Source organism: Dietzia sp. CW19 (assembly GCF_014145265.1).
Taxonomy (GTDB): domain Bacteria; phylum Actinomycetota; class Actinomycetes; order Mycobacteriales; family Mycobacteriaceae; genus Dietzia; species Dietzia natronolimnaea.
Genome location: NZ_JAALEE010000063.1, coordinates 1 through 16,975, shown reverse-complemented (window position 1 = coordinate 16,975; position 16,975 = coordinate 1). Strand labels below are relative to the sequence as shown.

Below are 16,975 nucleotides of genomic sequence, written 5' to 3'. Positions count from 1 at the left end.
GTGGAGCGCGGGTTCACCCGGCTCCCGCACCCGGCCGGCGTGCGCGTGGAGCCCACCACGTTGGGCGGCGTTCCGGCGCTGACGATCGCCCCGATCGCTCCCGGGTCGGCCACAGGCGCACCAGAGGCCGCCGGCCCGGACGCGATGGCGGAGGTGGTCGTGCTCTACCTCCATGGAGGCGCCTTTGTCTTCTGCGGACCCAGCACCCACAGCCGCTTGTGCGGCAGCCTGGCGACGGGCCTCGGCGCTCCCGTGCACTCGGTGAGGTACCGGAAGCTGCCGGAGGTCGACATCGCTGCCGTGGTGGACGACGTCTACTGCGCCTATCGCGCGCTGTCCGCCCAGTTGCCGGCGGAGCATCGGATCGTGGTGGCCGGGGATTCCGCCGGCGGCTTCCTGGCGGCCAAGCTGTGCGAGCTGGCGGCCCGCGACGGCGTCCGGCCTCCCGCCGCCCTGGTCGGGTACTCGCCGCTGTTCGACCTCGACGCGGAGCTGAGCGACGGCTCGTGGTTCACCCGGGACGCCTACCAGCCGGCCAGCACCCTTCGGCGCGCGCAGCGGTTCTGGTCCAGTCGTCCGTACGAGCTGCCCGGCAGCAGGTCGATGGTCGAGTGCGACCCCGCCGTGTTCCCGCCCACACTGATCACCCTGGCCGCGGGCGAGCTGGTGGAGACCGCCGCACTCGCGCTGACCGAGCGACTCCACGCCGCCGGCCGGACCGTCGAGACGCACCGCTGGCACACGGCCGTGCACGCCTTCCCGGTGCTCGACGCCCTGACCCCGGAGAGCCGGCGGGCCGGGGAGATCACCGTGGGGTTCCTGCGGCGGGTGCTGGGCGGGTAACCGCGGTTCGCCGTCTCACCCCACCGTCGCGACGCGATGTCACCCGACCGTGCTCACCCGACCGTCGCGACCTTCCATGCCGAGTGGATCGCGCCGTGGATGTAGCCCACCTCTCCGGCGTCGCCGATCACCTCCACCTCGACGCCGGCGTCGCGCAGCTGGTCGGCCAGGGGTGCGGAGGCCGTGGTGCCGTCGGCGTAGATCACCATGTCGGCCGGAGCCGAGGAGGCGGCGCCCTTGCGGTCGGTCCACTGCACGTCGGAGTCGGTGATCCGGGTGACCGTGACGCGGCGGTGGATCGCCGCCCCGTGCTCGCGCGCGTGGCGGACGGCGGTCCACCGGCGCGGCATGGCCAGGGGCAGTCCGAGCTGCTGACCGTCGTGCAGCAGGGTCACGCGCCGACCGCGCTCGGCCAAGAACTCGGCCAGTTCCAGTCCGACCAGCGAACCGCCGATCACCACCACGTCCTTGTCCATCGGGAGCGCGATCCTGGTCAGGCAACGAATCCACGCTGGTCGCTTGGTGATGCCCGACAGGCGGCCGAGCCTGCCGATCACCCGCAGTGCCAGCCCGGCCTCGTCGGCGGTGGCCGTGCCCAGCATGGTGGCGCGCAGGGAGTCGCCGGTGTGCACGTGAGGTAGATCCCCGCCCGGGATCTGCGGCGCCGGCCGCACGGCCCCGGTGGCCACCACCACCCAGTCGGGCTGCAGGGCGCGGAGGGAGTCCGGCGTGGCCTCGGTGTTCAGGCGGACCTCGATGCCCAGGCGGTCGATCTCGGCGGCGAACCAGCGGATGAGGGGCTCGTTGTCCGGAGTCGTGAGGCTGGAGAACCACATCGTGCCGCCGAGTCGGTCGGACTTGTCCACCACGGTCACGCGGTGCCCGCGTTCGGTCAGCACGCGGGCGGCCTCCAGTCCGGCCGGACCCGCGCCCACCACCACGACGTGGGTGCGGGCCGGCGCGGGCGTGAGCGGAAGCAGCGTCTCGTTGCCCAACGCCGGGTTGACCGCACAGAAGGGGGTGTCGTCGAAGAAGTTCTCGGCCACACAGAGGTAGCAGTTGATGCACGGGCGCACCAGCTCGGGTGTGCCGGCGGCCAGTTTGTTGGGCAGCTCCGGATCGGCGAGCAACTGCCGGCCCATGGCGGCGAAGTCCACCTTGTCGTCGTCGATCGCCTTTTCCGCGACCTCCGGCAGCATGCGGCCCACGGCGATCACCGGCACCGACACCGCCTGCTTGATGGCGGCCGCGTTGTCCAGGTACGCGCCGACGGTGTCCGGCAGGGGGCCGTCGGTGAAGTTGTCGAAGGGGTTGCGGCCCCAGCCGGTCACGTGGATGGCGTCGGCGCCCGCGCGCTCGAACCTGCGTGACGCCTCTATCGCCTCCTCGAGCGTCAGCCCGCCGTCCTGGCCGTACTCCTCGCCGGCCACCCGCACCAGCACCGCGAGCGTGTCCCCCACCCGCTCCTTGACCGCGGCGATGACCTCGCACGCGAGTCGCGCCCGGTTGGTGAGCGACCCGCCGTAGGCGTCGGTGCGCTGATTGTCTCGTCGGTTGAGGAACACCCCGAGGATGTAGCCGTGCGCCACGTGGATCTCGATCGCGTCCGCTCCGGCCCGGGCGACACGGTCGGCGGCATCTGCCCAGGTGGAGATGAGCCAGGCGATGTCCTCGCCGGTCATTTCCCGGTAGACCGTCTTCTTGCCACCGGTGGCCGCGCCCATCCTGCCGAGCTCGTCGGGGGTGCTGTCGGCCAGCGCGGAGTAGTCGTAGTCGTAGTCCGGCTTGTTGGGCGCGATCACCGGGCGGTCGTTCGCGATGTCCACCCGCGCGACCTTGCCGTGGTGGGTGGACTGGACGCACAGCTTCGACCCCGCGGCGTGGACGGCGTCCGCCAGGGCCGTGAGCCCGGGGAGGAACCTGTCGTCCGAGAGCCCCGGTTCCTTCATTGACGCCGCGCCGTGCGGGAAGGCGACCGCGCACGCGCCGGTGATGATCAGCCCGGCACCGCCGGCGGCGCGGGCGACGTAGTGGTCGATCTCCCGCTGTTCGATCTCACCGTCCTCCGAGACGTTCATGTCCATGGCCGGCAGGACGATGCGGTTGGCCGTGGACATGGGGCCGATACGCCCGGGCGACAGGAGACGAGGGAAGGAGGTGAGGGTGGTCACCCTGAGGAGAATACGCGGGGGTTGACGGGTGTCAAGAACAGGTTCTAGTTATCGCCGGGCGGGGCGACGCGCTCGTGACGCAGTGCGTCAGGAGCCCATGCCGAACCGGGCGGCGAGATACGGCAGCAGGCCCATGCACTCGGGCGTCAGGGCCAGACAGGACGCCTCACCCGGCCCGGGGCCGAAGAGATAGCGCAGCGGATTCTCGATCGAGCCAGAGGGAAACACGATGTCGCTCCTTACCGATACGGGTGCGGTGCCTTACTTGGGGATCGAACCCTACCGGTGACCCGTTACGCTGCAGCGGCCTTCACGCTGGCACGGGACGCGAGTTGTTACGGTGAGCGCACTCCACCGTCGGAAGAGCGCCTCATGATCCGTCGCATCCTCGCCCAGTGCACTGTCAGCGATATCGCCCGCGCCGAGCAGTGGTACTCCCTGTTGTTCGATCGCGCCCCCGACCTGCGGCCCATGCCCGGCCTCATCGAATGGCACCCGGGCGACACCTTCGGACTACAGGTGTGGTCCGAGCCCGAGCGCGCAGGCCACTCGACCGTCGTCCTCGACGAGACCGACCTCGACGCCGCCGCGGCCCGGCTGACCGCGAGCGGCATCGCCCACGATGGCCCGGTCCCGGGTGGCGGCGCACGGATCCTCCTGCTGAGCGATCCGGACGGGAACCGGGTCGTCATCACCGGGCAGTGACCCTTGGGCGCACTGGGAACCTGGTTCCTGGTGGCGGGCTAGGCTGACCGCTCGCTGACCTGCGATGCCCTGGACCGCCCGTGCAGGGCACCCCAGGTCAGCGGCGTCACGCCCGCCGCGCCCCGGCCCACCCCGGCCCGCGCACCAGGTAGCCGACCCGGTCCTTCCAGGTCTCGGATCGGAACACGTCTCGGGCGATCGCGATCCACTCGTGCGAGGCGATCCGCGCCGGGTTGAACGTATCGATGTTGGTGGTCAGCCCGTAGACGACCTTCTGCCCCTCGGGCTCGAAGGTGCCGAACAGGCGGTCCCACAGGATGAGGATGCTGCCGTGATTCCGGTCCAGGTACTCGCGGTTGCTGCCGTGGTGCACTCGGTGGTGGGCGGGTGAGTTGAAGACCCGCTCGAACGGCCCGATCGACCGGATCACCTCGGTGTGGACCCAGAACTGGTAGATCAGGTTGATCGCGCGGGCGTCCTGCACGAGCGCCGGCCGCACGCCCAGCAGCGAGAGCAGCCCGTACGGCACGTAGATCGTCAGCGCCTCGGCCACCGGCTGCCGCAGTGCGGTGGAGAGGTTGTAGCGCTCGCTGGAGTGGTGCACCACGTGCATGGCCCACAGCCAGCGGCTCTCGTGATCGAAGCGGTGGTTCCAGTAGTAGATGAAGTCCCACCCCAGGATCGCCACCGCGTAGGCGAGCGGACCCGTGCCCAGATCAAGCGGGGAGAGGCGGAAGAGCCTCTTGCCGGCCGTCTGCGCACTCCACAACGTCGAGACCGTCACCACCGCCGAGGCGAGCGACGTCACCGCCGACCCTCCGGTGATGCGTCGCAGCGCGGGCGGCACCTGGGCGGTCCCGGGGACGGGATCCGGGTCGGAGGTGAGGACCTCGTCGTCGTCGTTCCCCTTCGCCCGGCCTGACAGGGGCGGTTGGCTTGACAGGGGTGCTCGACTCGAAAGGGATGACGACACCCTCGACGGCAACGCGCCCGCCCTGAGCAGACCGGTGGTCCGGGTGCGCCGCACCACGTCTCCCACCGTCGCTGCGGCCGCCGCCGCGAGGGACAGGCCCATCAGCGCCTTGGCGTACCGGCCGGTGCGCGGGGTGACGGGGGCGAGCAGCGTGTCCGCCACGTACGGAGACACCAGACTGCCCACGCCCATCGACAGGCTGGCCATGGTGTCGGCGAACTCGTAGCCGCCGGCCCGCTCCCCTTCCGCCGGATTGCGGGACTGCCATGCGTATTCGGCCGCCATCGCCGCGATGAAACCGGGGATGGCCAGGACCGTCAGATCAACCTTCACGCTCTGAGGATATGACGTGGGTCACTGTGGCGCGAGGGCGGGAGCCTCGGGTCGGGCCGACGTTCCCTGTGCCCCTTTCAAGATATAGCCGGTGGGGGGTCTTGCCGCAAGACCCCGGTGGGGGCGCACACTAGCGCGATGCCACCCCTGCCGACCAGCATTTTCGCTCTCCCCGACCACCTTCGGAGCAAGGCCGATCCGGCCCTGATCGCCGCCGACGAACAGCAGTTCTCGGCGATCGCGGACTGCCTCGCGCAGCGGGTCGCCGACCTGTCGGCCCGCCTGGGCGCCCGTCGCCGCGACCCGGCCGGTACCGGCGCCCAGACCATCGACCGCGATGCGGACATCCGCCGCCTCGTCGCCGAACTCACCACCCTGCGGCCCTTCGGGTTGGACCTGTGCATCGGGCACGTCGCCTTCACCGGGGGCGCCGATCCGGTCTACGTGGGCCGCATCGGGCTGATCGACCCGACCGGCACCCCCCTGCTGGTGGACTGGCGCTCGCCGGCCGCCGAGCCGTTCTTCGCCGCGACGCTCCCCCGGCCGATGGGCGTGGCGTACCGGCGGAGGTACAGGTGGTCGGGCGGGCGCGTCGTCGACTACTGGGACGAGGTTCTTGACGACGACGACGAGGTGGGCACCCGCACCGCCCCGGACGACCAATCGGCGTTCGTCGCGAGCCTCGGCCGGGTGAGGACCGGCCGGATGCACGACGTGCTGGCCACCATCCAGGCCGACCAGGACGCGATCATCCGCGCCGACTCCTCGGGCGCACTCGTGGTGGACGGCGGCCCGGGGACGGGCAAGACGGTCGTCGCGCTGCACCGGGCGGCGTACCTGCTGCACACGGAGTGCGCTCATGGTGCTCGCGCGATAGGGCACTCGACGCCGCCGAGGGTGTCGACCGGCCGGGGCGCCCGGGCTGGTGCTGCCGAGGTGCCCGGACGGTTACGAAGCGACCGGCTCCTCGGCCATCGGCGCCACCGCAGGCCCCTCGGTCTGCGCGGTGTTGCGGACGAACCACGCGCCCACCACGGTGATCAGCGAGATGATCGCGCCCACCAGCAGCGCGTTGTGGACGCCGGTCATCTGCGCGGCCACGTCACCCTCACCGGACTCGGCCCCGGCCACGATGCCCAGCGTCATCACCGTGATGAACAGGGCGGTGCCGGCGGCCGCGGCGACCTGCTGCAGCGTGTTGAGCAGCGCGGAGCCGTGCGAGTACAGGTGCGGCGGGAGCGAGCCGAGCGCCGAGGTGAGCAGCGGCGAGAACAGCAGCGCCAGGCCCACGCTGAGGATCATGTGCCACACCACCACGATCGCCAGCGACGACTCGGCGGAGAATGAGACGTACATGCCCCACAGGCCGGCGGCGGCCAGGATCGAGCCCGGGATGATCAGCGGGCGCGGGCCGATGCGGTCGAAGAGCCGACCCACGAACCAGCCGAGCACGCCCATGAGCAGACCGCCGGGCAGCAGCGCCAGGCCGGACTCGAGGGTGGTGGTGCCCAGGACCTGCTGCATGTACAGCGGCAGCAGGATCAGGGTGCCGAACAGCGCCATCATGGACAGCAGCATCAGCGAGAGGCTGACGGTGAAGGTGCGGAAGGTGAAGGCCCGCACGTCGAGAAGCGCGTAGTCCTTCAGCGCGAGCTGACGCCACACGAACACCGACAGCGCGGCCACGCCCACGAGCACGGGCACCCACGGGGACACCAGCGCGTTGTCGTTGGCGGCCTCACCGAAGGAGCTCAGGCCGAAGATCAGGCCAGCGAAGCCGACGGCCGAGAGGACGCCGGAGAAGATGTCGAGCGGGATCGCGCGGGTGGCGGTGACGTTGCGGATCAGCGTGGCGCCGGCCACCAGCGCGAGCACACCGATGGGCAGGACGCACCAGAACATCCAGCGCCAGCTCAGCACGTCGAGCACCAGGCCGCCGACGGTCGGGCCGATGGCCGGGGCCACGGCGATCACGATGGAGATGACGCCCATGGTGCGGCCGCGACGGTCCGCGGGCACCACGTTGAGCACGGTGGTCATGAGCAGCGGGATCATGATCGCGGTGCCCACGGCCTGCACCACCCGGCCGGCGACCAGGATCGGGAACACCGGCGCCAGCGAGGCCAGCAGGGTGCCGAGGGTGAAGGTGGTCATGGCGATGATGAACACCGTCCGCAGCGGCAACCGCATGAGCATCCACCCGGTGAACGGGATGACCACGGCCATGGTGAGCATGAACGCCGTGGTGAGCCACTGCGCGGTGGCGGCGGTGACGGCGAACTCCCCCATCAGCTCGGGGATCGCGACCGACATGATGGTCTCGTTGAGGATCACCACGAACGCCGCGGCCACGAGCAGCGCGATTAGCCGCTTGGTGGCGGCGGGCAGTGGCGCGGAGCCGAGGGCGGGGTCGGGCTGGGCTGGAGAGAAGGCAGCGGCGGATGACTCAGTCGTCACGGGAATCCTTAGGCATTACGGGGCGAAACAAAGTGGGAAGCCCGGCGAGGCCTGACGGCGCGCACGGGAACCATCGCACTGTACTGCAGGATCTTCGACAGGCTTGCTGATGTGACCACCATTACTGGAGCGGGCGGGCCGGTGGGGCACAATCGACGCATGACCGGGATCGGCACCGCCCGACGTGGCGAAGTGGAGACGCGCACCCTGCCGGAGTACGCCGCGGGCGGCGCGTCGGGTTTAGATCTCCGGCAGCACGCTAGGCGGCCGGGTGCCTACCGAGGTACTCATCGATGGCCGCCCGGATGACGGCGCTCATCGGCTGCCCTGTCCGGTCGGCATAGTCGGCCAGACGGCGCCGATCGGACTCAGTGAGTCGAACAGCGAGCGGACGGGTCTCCTCGACCGCATCCCCTCGCCGGGGCCGACCGTGACGGTAGTCCGGGCGGACTTCCGCCGGGGAATCGATCACGTCGTACTCGCCAGCCTCTACGGCGTCCGCGAGACGCGCATAATGCGCTTCACGATCACCTGTCTCGCTCATCGTTTCTCCCGCTGCGTCCTCTGACTACGGCTGACGCCGTCGGACAAGTCAAGGTTCCCTCCGGTGGCCTCGAGCACTTCGCGCGCCACTGCCGCGGTCAGAAGCATCGCGTGAAACACGTGTAGCTCCTCTCCGCCCACCCGGTCGACCACGACCTCAATCAGAGCTCCGCCGTCCGGGTCTCCGACCATACGAAGCAACTTCGCCTGAGGCCCCGTGCGTGGAGCTAGTCGATATCGAACGATCGGATGCTCGAGGACGGCCCTGATCTCCGCGTCTGTGATGCCGTGTCGGCGCGCGGAGGCGTAGATCACGACCTTCACTCCGAAAACGTATCACAAATTAGGACGCAGGAACTTGCTCTCTTACCTTCGGCTTGACTCTAATCATTACCGATGGGCCACAGCCGCCCTCAGCCGCGCAGATCCTCTGCCTCTCTTAAGTACGCATTCCGAGTGCACGCCCTCCCGCGACTCGCGCGCCCGGAATGGACTGAAGACGCCGCACACGTCGCGGGGGGCTCGCGAAGAGAGGGCCGACGCCAGGGGGCTCGCGTCAGAGCCGAGGCTGGCTCAGAGCTCCGGCAGCCGATCCGCGCCCCAGCTCAAGCGGATCAGGTCGGTCACCCGGGCGATCTCCTCCGCCGTCACCGACCCGGTCTCGCCGGGCTCGAGGGTGTCGAAGTGGAAGATGTAGAGCCGCGAGGCGAACTCCTCGAACGGCAGCGACGACTCGCCGAAGCGTTCCCCGTGGCCGGCGGTGCTCACCACCACCCCGTTGCCCCAGTCCTGGCCACTGTCGTTGTTGGGGTTGAAGAAGTAGACGCGCATGGTCTCGTCCGGATCCAGCGCCACCCGCAGGATCGTGATGGCGTGCCAGCCCACGAACCGCGCGGAGCTGTCGGTCACGGCCACGCCGGCGGGCTGAGGGTGGATCAGCGGCTGGTTGCCGTTGTGGAACGGGTGGTAGCTGCCGTAGAAGTGCCGCAGGAAGTCCTCGAGCCCGGTCAGCCTGCCGGACTCCACGTCCACGTTGATGCGGAATCCCCGCGCGGCCCACCAGCCGTGGAACTCGGGGTTCACCCAGCGGTGGGGGTCGCCTTCGCGGTCGGCGCAGAGCCGGCCCATCTCGGCGTAGATCCGGTCCAGGTGCGGCACCACGAGCAGCGAGACTGGGTCCAGGTCGACGGGGAGCGTCTCCGCAAGGCCCGCATCGAGGCCGCGGGAGGACAGGGGGCTCCCCTCGAAGTGCATGACCACCTCGTTGTCCCGCGCCGCCCAGGCGATGGTCTGCAGCAGGTAGTCGGGGTCGTTGTACGCCCACATGGACAGCGCGCGGGCGGACTGGCAGGTCGGGTTGTCGCCCTGCCCCACGCCCAGAGGCTGGCCCAGCATGGACAGCGTCCCGGACAGCAGCCAGATCCTCCCCGGATGCTCCGGGCCGTAGGCCAGCGCCAGGCGCTCGTTCGCGTAGTCCGACAGGGGCAGGGCCAACAGCCGCCACAGTGCGGGCGCGACGGCCGGCTGGAACAGGATCCCGCGCTCGAGCAACAGAGCCAGTCCGTAGACCGACTGCGCGGTCTCGGGGTGGACAGCCGCGTCGATCAGCGCGTCGACGAGGCCGTGGAAGCACAACAGGCTCTCGCGGCCGGTGCTCGACAAGCCGAGCGCCTCGCTGAGCAGGAAGCTGCCCTTCTCGCGCAGGAACCGCAGCAGGACGGGGTGGTACGCCGAGACCAGTCCCGTGTCGTGCATCGACCGCGCGAAGCCGGCGGCCTCGTACTGCAGGGCCCCCTCGTCCATCGACTCCAGGCGGGAGCGGTAGATGTCCACCCCGGGGTCTTCCCGGCTCGCCTCGGTGGTGCCGAAGATGCTGCTGATCAGTCGGTCGACGCCGAACCCACCGGTGCTGGTGTCCACCTCGGGGTCGTGGCGCGCGATGGCGATCTGGGTGATGGTCTGCTTGATGTGATCGACCTGGATCGGGCGTTGGCGCAGGATCCGCCAGATCTCCTCGACCAGCTGGTCCAGGACGCTGTCGAACCCGATCTCCCCGGCGATGTGTGCCAGGGACGTGCGGGTCACCTTGGCCATCCGGCCCTGCTGCACCCGCTCCGCCTCGGTGGCCGCGGTGAACAACAGCGAGGCGTTGGTGGCCAGCACCTCCTTGAGATGCTGGAACGCCTCCTCCGCCGACACATCGGGGTGCGGGTACTCCCCCTTGGCCACCGCGACCAGGCGGAGGTCGCTGACGATCTCCATCACGGCCGTGTCCGCGTTGGGGCTGCGGAGCGACCCGGCGCTCAGGGCCGGGACCAGCGAGCTCGGCGACGCCCAGTCCGTCCCCTCGTACAGTCCGGCGGACTCGAGCTCCTGGGCCATCGACTGCACGGCCCGGGCGCCGCCGTCCTGGAGCAGGACCAGGCGCAGGCCGTCGAGCACGCGCCGCTTCGGCGTGGACTTGCCGACGTGCCCGGCGTCGGCGAGGGCCCTGGTCGCGTCGACGAGCGAGGCCACCCGCTTGTCGAGTACTCGCGTCACGTCGGGCGCATCGTTAGCCACTTGGGTTCACTCTCCAGATCTCCGGGCGAGGGTGCCCGCCCCCGGTACCGTACCCACGTCGTCGCAGCGAATGGCCCGTCACACGTAGAAGTCGAGCTCCTCCTGGCGCGCCAGGAGGGTCCGCATCTCGTAGGCGTCGTCGCCGAAGAAGTAGACCAGGCCCCAGTGGGTGCCGAAGGCGGTCCGCTTGGTGACGGTCTCCTCTACGGGTGCGGTGAGCTCGTGGGACTCGAAGTACTCGTGGTCCTCGGTCTCCTCGGGGATCTCGAGCGTGGAGACCACCCGGCGCCGCGGGTAGACGCCAAAGCAGCCAGCGTGACCGGTGGCGTCGACCACCTCGCGCGGGAAGAAGGCGGTGATCTCCTCCTCGGTGGTCTTGGGGTCGAACGCCAGCACCAGGCCCTGGTAGGCGTTGAAGCCGTAGGCCCGCTCGAGCAGTTCGAAGACCTTGAACCCCGGCGGGCGGTAGGCCACCTCGCCGAAGTACATCTCGCCGTCGCTGGTGACGAAGTACTCGGGGTGCACGAACCCGAACTTGATGTCGAAGGTCTTGATGAGCTTCTCGATCTGCCGCGTGATCTCCGGCCGGTACTTCTCGAGTTCCGGCGAGGCCGGCACGAACACCGAGTAGCCGAGCGTGACGTACTCGGAGATGTTGAGGAAGACGATCTTGCCGTTGTGCACCCAGGCCTCCACGGCGAATTCCCAGCCGTCCAGGTGGGACTCCATAAGGACGGGGAACTCCTCGTCGGGAATCGTGTCGACCTCGTCCGGGGTGCGGATGACCCGGTGGCCCAGGCAGCCGGCCTTGTCGAAGGCCTTGAGGTGGATCGGGTCGTTGGGGTCGCCGTCGAGCTTGAGAAGTGTCTGGTTGACGCGCTTGAGAAAGCGGATCACGTCGTCGCGCTCGTGGGCCTCCTCGAAGATCCCCACGCGGATCCCGCCGAGCTGGGCGCGGCGCTTCATCAGCGCCTTGTCCCGCAGCAGCAGCGACTGGCCGTACAGGGTGGGGTTGTCCATGAGCATGGAGTTGATGGCGCCCGCCCACTCGACGGTCTCCTCGAACAGCGGGATCGCCACGTCGACACCCATGTCCTTGAGGGTCTCGGCGATCTCCATGGACCGGTCGTTGAGCCGCTCAAAGTTCCACGGGACGAACGGGATGCTGTGCTGGCGGCAGTAGTCCTCGGCCCAGTCCGGGGCCACCACGACGTAGCGGCGGTCGAACCGGTCCACGGCGTCGACCGCGTTGGGCGCCCAGCCGAGCAGTGCCACATAGCCCTTGTCGGGGTTGCGCCGCTTCTCGTTGGGGTCCTGTGTCGCGAGCGAACTCTTGTCCGCGTCGGAGGTGGTCGATTCTGCTGTGGAAATCTGCACGCTCAATTGCCTCCTGGGTTGGGGCGCGGGCGGGTGGACCACCCAACCTACCCAAGAGCCCGGAGGGTTGTGCTGGCAGAACCCGGTCCCCCATCCTGAGCGCCCGCAGCGGCGAACACCGGGGATGTTCTCGTCACAGCGCCCGCGCCGCCCGAACTACCTCCGCGGTGGGACGGCTGGGTACAGGTGGCGGCGACGGGCTGGGGTGCGCTATTCGTCATCACGCCGTTGACTGTGACGCACTTCCTGTTCTGGATCACCGGCTCGCGGACCACGGATCACGGCACGGAAGACACCCCTGACTGGGACGACTACCCCGACCGGGACTGGTTCTGTGCGGCGCCACAGCCGCGACGCGTTGTCCGGGCCGAGCGCGGTGCCGAGTAGGCGCGAGAGACGCTGCGCCGCTTCTGTCTCGATCTGAGCAACGGCCCAATCGGCGGTCGCGCTGACGAGACCGGTCAATCCGATCCACATCGGTGGTCCCGGCCTGACAAATGAGACCGATTCTTCCCCATCCACAGACTGTTGCACCCCAGCCGCCGAGCCACCCTCGCCGCCACGCTCGCCGTCCGGAGGGGCGTGTCGTAGGCCGTTCAAATGGGTGGTCGAGCGGGCGAGATGTGGACTCCCGAAACAAAGTCCTAGATGACGACGACGAGGTGGCGACTCTCGTAAGCCTGGCGGATCACTCGGCTTTCGTATCAATCCTGACCGGGGCGCGGAACGACCGCGTGCGGGGCATTACGGCGACCCGGGGTCACGACGTGGCCAACAGAGCCTTCAGCTCCTCGGCTAGGGGACCCAGATGCGCATCGCATGATCGTCCACACAACGCGCATGTCAACTTCGGCGTAGCCGAGTGAGATCACGTTGCGCAGGCCGATCAGGCGATGCCAACCCTCGGACTGGTGAGCTGAGTAGAAGTCCGGACAGTGCCGACGGCTTTTGGAGAGGTTCTCCCCCACCTCTTGCAGCCGCATGCAGATCGCGTCCTGAGCCATCGGCGAGGCGAGAAACTCGACCTCAGACGCAGGGGCGTAACCGGCCGCCCTCGTAGCTGCGGCGACCGCCATGTCGAGGTACGGGATCGGGGATTTCATAACGCGAGCTCGACCAGTTCGGGCTCGACGAACGGCCGGAACGGCACTTTGATCGATGTGAGGACGTCGAATGGTCGGCCCGCGACCCTCTCCAGAGCCTCGGACAGCCGGAATATCGCCCCGTAGTCGACCGGGCCGTCCATCTCGACGAGCAGGTCGATGTCGCTCGTGGCCGTCAACTCGCGGCGGGCCGCGCTTCCAAACAGCCGAGCCCGCCGTACACCGAAAGAACGCAGCACGTCGAGCACAGCCTGCTCTTCCGGCAGGTCGTACGTGGCGTTCGTGGCAGCGACACCCATAGCTTCAGGCTACCGGCACCTCGGATACCGGGACGCTTCCAACCGACCGGCGGCGGGGGAAGTGACGACGAGGTGTCGGGCTTTCGACCAGGTGTGCGCACGATCGAGTGGCGTTCATGTGCCACCTGTCCGGTAGGGCAACCGGTCCAGAACCCAGGCCCAGTCGATCCGCTCTTGCTCAAGTCTGACGCGCTCGGCGAAGCGGTCGGAGACCAGGTCGTCGTAGACCGCCGCCTCCGCCGCCGTTAGTTGATCGAGTGTCGCGCTGGTGGGTGAGGACTCCTGTCCCCATCGCTGAGGGTGTGTGTTGAGGGTCTCGAGGTCCATGAGGAAAGACCGCACCCGCGGAAGGTGCGTGCGCAGCCGGTGGAGGATGGCGAAGCCGTGTGTGTCGAGGTCGCCCCAGTAGTGCACGTCGGCCACTCGAAGCGCGTCCCAGCGGCCGAGGCGGGCCACGTCGAATCCCTTCCCCCAGATCAGCACTCCGTCGTCCGGGACGGGCAGCGTGAGGTAGGTGATCTCGTTCTCCACGATCACGGCCGTGGTGAAGGACATGCCAAGTCCGTCGAGTTCCTCCGGTCGCACGGACAGTTCGGTGACCGACATCGGCGCGACGCTGCCCGCCATGCGGAACCGGACGTACTCGGGCTTGGTGCGCAGGCCAAGGTCGTGGAGAAACGAAGTGGCGTTGCGTGAGACTCCGAGGAGCCCTGCGAGAACTGTCCGATGACTCTCGACGACCTTGGTGTCCACTCCCGGGGCATCGATCTGCCGCAGGTACCTGCCCGACCCGCGGGAGTCATCGAGCCAGCGGTACGCCGCGAGGATCTGCGGCCACACCTGCGCATGGTCGAGCGCCGCGACGGGTCTGGCGAGCACCCAGTCCCGCACCGGAGCATCCGGGGCCGCTGCCAGCATCTGTTCGAAGATGGTGACCTGTGCCCGGACTCCGAGCAGTGCCCATGCCTGGTCGAACCGGGTCACCAGAGCGTGCGTGGGAATCTGATTGCGTCCGAATTTCCGGCCGCCTACCGCCGTGTACCGCAGCGTGTATCGGCTGCCGTCGCGACTGCCGGCCTCGAGGGCGGCCATCCACTCCTGCACCTCGCCGAAGCGCTCACCGAGCTCAGACGTTCTCGGACCTCCCAGTGGGACCTCGAGTGGAATGAGCGCCTCCCCGCGGGCGAAAGCACGGAGAAGGGTGCCGTCGACCCACCGCCTGTGCACTTTCTCGCGGACCGCCTCCGGCGTGGCCCACTTCCGCGCGCCGGCGACCATCACTCTCCGCCGCGCTGGCGGTGGTACTCCTCTGTGGACATCATGACGAGCCTCGAATTCCTGCCCTCGACATTGTCCACATACCCGATGGAGCGCACGTACGGTGCGATCACGTGCACTTTCTGCAGGGGCGTGACGATCAGCAGCTGGATGCCGAGCTTGGCGAACAGTTCGAGGGCGTACCGGGTGGAGGCGTCGGAGCCGCGGCCGAACGCCTCGTCGATCACGGCGAAGCGGAAGTCACGGGCCTTCTCCGCGCCCCACTCCAGGCCGAACTGGTACGCCAGCGACGCCGCGAGGATGGTGTAGGCGAGCTTCTCTTTCTGGCCGCCCGATTTGCCGTCCGAATCGCGGTAGTGCTCCCACTCCTCGTCGGTCTCGCGGTCGCGCTCCGAGGCGGAGAAGGTGTACCAGTTGCGCACGTCCGTGACTCGCGCCCGCCACGTCTTGTCGGTCTCGCTGTGGCCCTCCCGGCCGCGGAGTCGCTCGAGGATCGCCCGCACCTCCTGGTACCGCTGCTCGGAGTAGCGGTCGTCGCCGCCGAGGGTGTCGTCGGTGACCGCTCGCAGGTCGGATCGGAACTCCCGCACATCCTGGTTGACCGTGTTCTCCCGATCCAGGCGCACGTAGCGTCCGGGATTGAAGTCGATCGCACCGAGAGCCTCGTTGATCTTCTCGATCTTCTGTTGGATATCGTCGGCCTGGCGCTGCAGCCAGTTGTGGAAGCCGGCGAGTTCGCGGATGGCGTTCTTCTTGAGCTGCTCCTCGAACTCCGCGATGAAGCGCGGCAGATCGTCCTGGGCCACCTGCGCGTGGAAGCGGATGTACTCCCCGCGCGCGTCGACCGAGGCGTCCATCTCGGTGGTCTGCTCCGGCCAGCGTCGCCGGATCTCCGCCATACCCTGCTGCAGACTGGTGGTGTAGCCGTTGAGTTCGCGCTGGGTCTGGCCGGTCTCCTTGTCGATTTCGTCGGACAGTCGTCGTTCGTGGAGTTCGGCTTGATCCGCGGTCGTCGACCCCGCGCGGCCCTGTCGTGTCCGGAGTCTGGGGTAGATGTCCGCCGCTGCTGCGCGGATGTCCGCCGTCAGCTCGTCGAGGCTGCGCCGGTCGCGGTCGATCTGACTGCTCTCCTGGGCGATGCGGCTTTCTCCACTGCCCTTCGCCTCGCCGAGAGTGTCCTTGGTCTGGCTGAGCTCGTTCACTCGTGTGTCGACCTCCGCCACGCGTCTGTCGATCTCGGCCAGTTCACTACTGCCCTCGAGCAGGCGACGGCGCTCGGCATCGGCGGCGTCCGCCCGCGATCGGGCGTCCTCCCAGTCGAGATCGCGCCACGAGGGATAGTCCGCCACCCGCGAAAGTGCGGTGCGCCGCTCCCCCACCTCGTTCTGCTCCCGCGACACCGATTCGAGTTGGGCGGCGAGCCGCTCCACTGATCGGGTGAGGTCGCCGCGCCGCTCCTGCAGTGCGGCGATCTTCTGCTCGTTGCGCCAGCCCAGCACCCAGCCGCGGGGATCGGCCGCGGACCGCCGGTCGTCCTTGACGTGATGGTTTCTGGACCGCACCTGGCCCTCGCGAGTCACCGCCCGCTCGGCGTGCCGGAACTCCTCCACCGTGGTGGCGCAGAGATGGTCCGCCCGGGCGAACAACTCCTTGCTCAGGTACCCGCGCAGCGGTGTGTCGGCGATCTCCACCGTGTCGGCGAGCAGCAGTCCGTCGGAATGGGGGCGCTGCAAGGGCAGGTGGCGCTCCGGAACCCGCTCGTAGGTCAGGCGGACCCCCATCTCGCGACCGTCGGAGCGCCGGGCGGTCAGCCGGCGGGCGTTGACCCATTCGGCGACATCCGCGTAGTACCGCTGTGGCACCAGCAGCGAGACCGCGAATCCGCGCAGCACCCGCTCGGCGGCTCCCCGCCACTGCGCGTGCTCTTCGGACACGTCCAAAAGCTCGCCGGCGAACGGGAGCTCCTCTTCCGACACTCCGAGTTCCGCGCAGAGGGCGGACCGCACCTGGAGTTGTTCGGTCGGCAGGTTGCTGCGGCGGGTCGCGAGGCTGTCCAGCTCTTCCTGCACCTCGCGGAGCTGCGCTTTCTCCTCACCGTGCCCGAGGACCAGCGCGTCGTACCGCTCCTTGAGCTCGGCGATCTGCGTCTCGATCTCTGCCTGCGCCCGACCGACCTGGACGGCGAGGTCCGCGAATCCGGCGGCGTCGCCGACCGGGTCGAGGCCGGCCCTCGCGACGGCGTCCTCGAACCGCTCTCGCCTTGTTCTCCGCTCCTCGGCCTGCGCGCCCGCGTCGCGGGCTGCGCGTTCCAGCTCGCCGATGCGGCTACCA

Annotated in this window: 12 protein-coding genes and 1 pseudogene; 3 read left to right on the top strand and 10 right to left on the bottom strand. The window is 69.0% G+C overall.

Features of this window, described 5'->3' with window-relative positions; genetic code table 11:
- A partial coding sequence (locus G6021_RS02405) for an alpha/beta hydrolase (RefSeq protein WP_182640596.1) occupies window positions 1–843 on the top strand: 843 nt, incomplete at its 5' end.
- 53 nt (window positions 844–896) lie between these two features.
- Here G6021_RS02405 and G6021_RS02400 read toward each other — a convergent pair.
- Both G6021_RS02400 and G6021_RS02395 read right to left on the bottom strand, forming a co-directional pair.
- Window positions 897–3,014: an NAD(P)/FAD-dependent oxidoreductase gene (locus tag G6021_RS02400; protein WP_347238903.1), complete on the bottom strand. Its 2,118-nt coding sequence runs from the start codon at window positions 3,012–3,014 to the stop codon at window positions 897–899.
- Window positions 3,015–3,101: 87 nt separating this feature from the next.
- Window positions 3,102–3,242: a hypothetical protein gene (locus G6021_RS02395; RefSeq protein WP_179525730.1), complete on the bottom strand. Its 141-nt coding sequence runs from the start codon at window positions 3,240–3,242 to the stop codon at window positions 3,102–3,104.
- A gap of 144 nt (window positions 3,243–3,386) precedes the next feature.
- On the opposite strand from G6021_RS02395, the gene G6021_RS02390 reads away from it, so the two are divergent.
- Window positions 3,387–3,719, top strand: coding sequence for a VOC family protein (locus tag G6021_RS02390; protein ID WP_182640595.1), 333 nt, complete (start codon window positions 3,387–3,389; stop codon window positions 3,717–3,719).
- Window positions 3,720–3,825: 106 nt separating this feature from the next.
- On the opposite strand, the gene G6021_RS02385 is transcribed toward G6021_RS02390, so the two are convergent.
- On the bottom strand, window positions 3,826–5,025 hold the full coding sequence (locus G6021_RS02385; protein WP_182640594.1) for a sterol desaturase family protein: 1,200 nt from the start codon (window positions 5,023–5,025) through the stop codon (window positions 3,826–3,828).
- A 138-nt stretch (window positions 5,026–5,163) separates the two neighbouring features.
- Here G6021_RS02385 and G6021_RS17055 point away from each other — a divergent pair.
- A pseudogene (locus G6021_RS17055) lies at window positions 5,164–5,877 on the top strand (AAA family ATPase); the annotation flags it as partial.
- A gap of 96 nt (window positions 5,878–5,973) precedes the next feature.
- Here G6021_RS17055 and G6021_RS02375 read toward each other — a convergent pair.
- The 7 genes from G6021_RS02375 to G6021_RS02335 all read right to left on the bottom strand — a co-directional run.
- On the bottom strand, window positions 5,974–7,482 hold the full coding sequence (locus G6021_RS02375) for a DHA2 family efflux MFS transporter permease subunit (RefSeq protein ID WP_182615702.1): 1,509 nt from the start codon (window positions 7,480–7,482) through the stop codon (window positions 5,974–5,976).
- 540 nt (window positions 7,483–8,022) lie between these two features.
- Window positions 8,023–8,349, bottom strand: coding sequence for a hypothetical protein (locus tag G6021_RS02365; protein WP_182610914.1), 327 nt, complete (start codon window positions 8,347–8,349; stop codon window positions 8,023–8,025).
- Between the two features lie 249 nt (window positions 8,350–8,598).
- Window positions 8,599–10,587, bottom strand: a complete 1,989-nt coding sequence (locus G6021_RS02360; protein WP_182640592.1) for a hypothetical protein — start codon at window positions 10,585–10,587, stop codon at window positions 8,599–8,601.
- 78 nt (window positions 10,588–10,665) lie between these two features.
- The gene (locus G6021_RS02355) at window positions 10,666–11,964 is read right to left on the bottom strand and encodes an ATP-grasp domain-containing protein (protein WP_347238902.1); all 1,299 of its coding nucleotides are present in this window, start codon (window positions 11,962–11,964) and stop codon (window positions 10,666–10,668) included.
- Between the two features lie 1,099 nt (window positions 11,965–13,063).
- A complete protein-coding gene (locus G6021_RS02345; RefSeq protein WP_182640590.1) occupies window positions 13,064–13,366 on the bottom strand; it encodes a nucleotidyltransferase domain-containing protein in 303 nt (100 codons plus the stop codon).
- A gap of 114 nt (window positions 13,367–13,480) precedes the next feature.
- Window positions 13,481–14,644: a Wadjet anti-phage system protein JetD domain-containing protein gene (locus tag G6021_RS02340; RefSeq protein ID WP_182640589.1), complete on the bottom strand. Its 1,164-nt coding sequence runs from the start codon at window positions 14,642–14,644 to the stop codon at window positions 13,481–13,483.
- The coding region (locus G6021_RS02335; RefSeq protein WP_182640588.1) for an SbcC/MukB-like Walker B domain-containing protein at window positions 14,644–16,975 on the bottom strand (2,332 nt) is incomplete at its 5' end. The genes G6021_RS02335 and G6021_RS02340, both read right to left, overlap by 1 nt.